The sequence below is a fragment of the Anaerolineae bacterium genome, assembly GCA_014360855.1.
Lineage (GTDB): Bacteria > Chloroflexota > Anaerolineae > JACIWP01 > JACIWP01 > JACIWP01.
In genome coordinates this window covers 1-4,230 of sequence record JACIWP010000255.1, presented here as the reverse complement: position 1 = coordinate 4,230, position 4,230 = coordinate 1, and the positions used below count along the sequence as shown (strand labels likewise).

Annotated in this window: 3 protein-coding genes; 1 reads left to right on the top strand and 2 read right to left on the bottom strand. The window is 63.8% G+C overall.

The window, feature by feature from the left end; translation table 11 throughout:
* On the bottom strand, window positions 1–1,318 hold a 1,318-nt coding region (locus tag H5T60_12140; GenBank protein MBC7243182.1), incomplete at its 3' end, for a trimethylamine methyltransferase family protein.
* Between the two features lie 901 nt (window positions 1,319–2,219).
* Here H5T60_12140 and mgtE point away from each other — a divergent pair.
* Entirely contained in the window at window positions 2,220–3,575 is a 1,356-nt protein-coding gene (gene mgtE, locus H5T60_12135) for a magnesium transporter (protein MBC7243181.1), read from the top strand.
* Window positions 3,576–3,681: 106 nt separating this feature from the next.
* Here mgtE and H5T60_12130 read toward each other — a convergent pair.
* A partial coding sequence (locus H5T60_12130) for a hypothetical protein (GenBank protein MBC7243180.1) occupies window positions 3,682–4,230 on the bottom strand: 549 nt, incomplete at its 5' end.

Below are 4,230 nucleotides of genomic sequence, written 5' to 3'. Positions count from 1 at the left end.
CGCGCTGTGCCATTTCCGTCGAACCCTTTTCCTGCCAGGCCGGCAGGGCGTCGCGGTTGCACAGCCTGGGCATGTAGAAGGCGTTGCGGAAGTGGCGCAGGGTGTGCTCATCCATCAGGAAGTTGCCGCCGGGGCCCACGCCGGCGATGGTGTCATAGGCTAGGGTTTCCGCGTTCACGTCGAGGCCCTGGCGGTAGCGCCGCACCATGCCGCATATCTCATGGTCTATCACCAGCTTCTCGTAGGAGAAGGTCAGGTATGAGCCGAGGATGCCGGCGGCGTGCAGGACGAAGTCAATGCCGGCGTTGACGGTGGTGAGCAGGGACATCATGGATTCCAGGCCGGCCTGGGCATCGGGGATCTGCGAATCGGTGAGACTGCCGCCGGAGCGGCTGGGAAGGCCGTAGAAGCGGCCCATCTGCGCCTGGCAGGCGACGAGAACGGAATATTCCGGACTGCCGATGGCGGCCGCGGCCGTGTTCATGTCCATAATGGTGCTGGTGGAACCGTAGACGACCGGTGTGCCGGGGTTGATGGCCTGGGCCAGGACGACGCCGCTGAGGATTTCAGCGTTGATCTGGGCGATCATGCCGGCCAGGGTGACGGGGGCGGTCGCGCCGGCCTGCGCCATGCTGGCGATGACCATGGGCTGTCCCCATTCGGCGAAGGCCATCAGGGCCTCCAGCATTTCCGAGGCGAAGCCCAGGGGGCTGAGGGTGTTGATGAGCCCGATGGTGACCGGCTTATTGCGCAGGGCATCGCGGTCGCCGAAAACGATGCCGGCCATGTCCAGGGTGGCCTGCGCGCCCTTCTGCCCGTTGCTGGAGGCGATGAAGGGTTTGTCGGAGTAGCGGAGGTGCGCCATGAGCATATGGAGATGGGCACTGCCGGCCGGCACATCGTGCGGTTCCACCAGGAGGTGCCCGGAGAGGTCCAGGTGGGGCAGTGCGTCAATGATGCGCACCAGGTTCTGGTAATCCTCCATGGAGGCATAGCGCTGGCCCTTTTCGTGGTCCATCAGGAAGGGCGCGCCGTAGCCGGGCGCGAAGACGGGGTTGCCGCCGCCGACCACCACATCTTTCTGCGGGTTGCGGGCGTGGATGGTGAAGCGGGAGGGGGCCAGGCGGATGCTTTCCTCCACCAGCCGGCGGGGCAGGTGGACGCGTGTGCCTTCGACCCGGGCGCCGCTCCGGCGGAGCACCTCGCGCGCGGCCTCCACCGGCATCTCCACCCCCACCTCTTCCAGCAGGCGCATGGACTGCTCATGGATGCGCGAGACGTCTTCCGGGGTCAAAAACTCCACGAATCGCTGTAGCATGCTTCTTCCTCCCTGGAGCAGTAATGTTGCTTGTGGCCGGCCCGCCCATTCGGAGTATATCCAATGTATGCAAGCGGCCGCCAAAGAAAAATCACCCTGCTGCGCTAATTACAGGGTATCATATTTTGATGCCGATGTCAAGTATGCCAGATATATATCGGTAAGCGCGCAGCGGAGGGATCGGCCAGGGTGTTGACTGAAAGGGAACGCTCTGGGTAGCGGCCAATGAGCCGGCCGGTCGGGGAGACATGGCCGGCGTAAAGTTGACAATCTCGCCCGTGCGTGCTACATTAACGATAGATTGGAAAGGGTGTTGGCGCAGGCGAGCCAGCGCGATACAGCCCAGCGCCACAGGAGCAGGGGTTTCTGAACCGGATGCACCCGCTATCGCGGTGAGGGGTGTCTTTGTACAAGCCGAACACGGCGGTAAGCGGAACCGTTGGTAACTTGATGGAGTATGATGACGTTGAAGGCTTCCAGCAGTGATGACAGTCGTCCCCATATAGGGGCGGCCGACGTTGGGTGGATGAACCACGTTGACAATCGAATTCTGGCCGTGACAGGACAGCTCGACCTGCCGTAGGGAGGGGAGGGACTGCCGGGCGCAGTCCATGCCTGCCCAGGGCGAGGCCGCAGCCTGTGCTGTGGCCTTTTTTGTTGCCCTTCCGCCGGCCTGGTGAGACGATTTTTGCGACGGAGAAGGAGAACGATGAACGTGATCGCTGTACCCGAATCCAATACGCTTTCCGAAGACGACCCATCATCACGTAAGGGCGGTGCGCCCACCTTCTCCGCGCCGTAATGGGCCCTGGCCCCTGACGCGCTGTTCGCTCCCCCGGTGCCAGGAGAAGGTGGACTCACCGTCCTCGAGTGCACTCATCCTGGCAAAAGGAGGACGACGATGGAACAGCGCGTGCTGGACACCATTCTGGATCGCGTGCGAGACCGGCTGGAGCACGACGATCTGGCCGGCGCGATCGATATCATCGAACGCCTGTATCCCCCCGATCAGGCGGACATCCTCAGCGAACTGGAACCCGAACAGCAGGAAGCCCTGCTGACCCAATTAGAGACCGAACAGGCCGCCGATATCCTCGAAGAGCTGGAGAATGAGGAAGCGGCGGAGATTGCCTCGCGCCTGCCGCTGGAGACCCTGTCTGACATTGTGGATGAGATGGAGACGGACGAGGCGGCCGACCTGCTGGGCGATATGGAGCCGGAGCAGGCCAGTGAAGTGCTGGCCCGCATGCGGGATGCCGATGACGTGCGGCCGCTCTTGCTCCATAAAGATGAAACCGCCGGCGGCCTGATGACCTCCGAATTCCTGGCCCTGCGCGAGCGCATGACCGTGCGCCAGGCGCTGGAGGCGGTGCGCCGATGGTCGCCGGAAAAGGAAGAGGCGGTGCATTACCTCTTCATCGTGGATGACCAGGACCGCCTGCAGGGGATTGTCAGCCTGTATGAGCTGATCAAGGCCGAACCTGACCAGCGCCTGGGCGAGATCATGTCCACCGATGTCATCAGCGTGTCGGCGGAGGCGGACCAGGAACAGTGTGCGCACCTCATGCGCCGCTATGACCTGTATGCCCTGCCCGTGGTGGATGCCGGCAACCGCCTCATCGGTGTCATCACCGTGGATGACATCGTGGACGTCATCGTGGATGAGCAGAGCGAGGATATGGAGCGCTTCGGCGGCTCCCTGCCCCTGGATAAACCGTATCTGGACACCTCGGTGTTCCAGGTGGCGCGCAAACGCATGGGCTGGCTGTTCCTGCTCTTCGTGGCAGACACCTTCACCGGCACGGTTCTGCGGCATTTCGAGCATGAGCTGGCGACGGTGGTGGCGCTCTCGTTCTTCATCCCCCTGCTGATCGGCACGGGCGGAAATGCCGGCTCCCAGACCACCTCCACCATCATCCGCGGCCTGGCCACCGGGGAGATTCGCATCCGCGATGCCCTGCGCGTCTTCTGGCATGAAGCGCGCGTGGGCTTCTTCCTGGGGCTGATGATGGGGGCGGCCGCGTTTATCCGCGCCATCACCTGGGACCCGTCGCATCCACTGCTGGCCATCGCCGTGGGCACGGCCGCCGTGGCCATCGTCTTCTGGGCCAACTGCCTGGGTTCGCTCCTGCCCATCCTCGCCGCCCGCCTGCGGATTGACCCGGCCATCGTCTCCGGCCCCTTTATGGCGACCATGGTGGATGCCACCGGCCTGTATATTTACTTCCGCATTGCCAAGCTGATCCTGGGCATTTGACGCGGTGGGGTAGGGGAGGCGCCGGCCTCGCCCTCTAGCCCCGCCGCGCCGATGAGGAACAAATGCGGGTGAGAGTCACCTTGCAAGTGACTCTCACCTGTACCTGCTATGCCAGCTCCAGCAGGAGCTGAGCCCCCTGGCGTCCGTCAAACCGCACCTGTGTTCCCTGGGCCAGGGGTTCGGAGGCCGCCGGCCGGCCGTTCACCGACGCCTGCCGCACCGCCGCGCCGTACAGCACGACGATGACCTCGCCGGGCACCGGCCCCACCTGCACCAGAAGCTGATGGTGCCGGCGCTGATACCGCACGGCAACAGCAGGGCGTTCCTCATCAAATATGACATACTCCCCTTCGTCTGCCGGCCCATACAGCTCCAGCGTCAGCGGGTCGCACGGTTTCTGGTCCACATAGTCCATCTCTGGCCCCATGGGGATGATACTGCCGGCGCGCACCCACAGCGGGAGGATATCCAGCGGGGCCTGGATGTCCATCCAGCGTCCGCCTTCCACCGGGGCTTTGGTCCAGTAGTCGAACCAGGTGCCGGCCGGCAGATAGACGGAGAGCCGGCCATCGCGCGAGGTCACCGGCGCCACGAGGATGCTCTCCCCGAACAGGTATTCATGGTCAATATGCCACGTACTGCGGTCATCCTGATG

Bases quoted from the DNA above. Each gene is read 5' to 3' on its own strand.
- mgtE (MBC7243181.1), top strand. From the start codon at position 2,220: ATGGAACAGCGCGTGCTGGACACCATTCTGGATCGCGTGCGAGACCGG.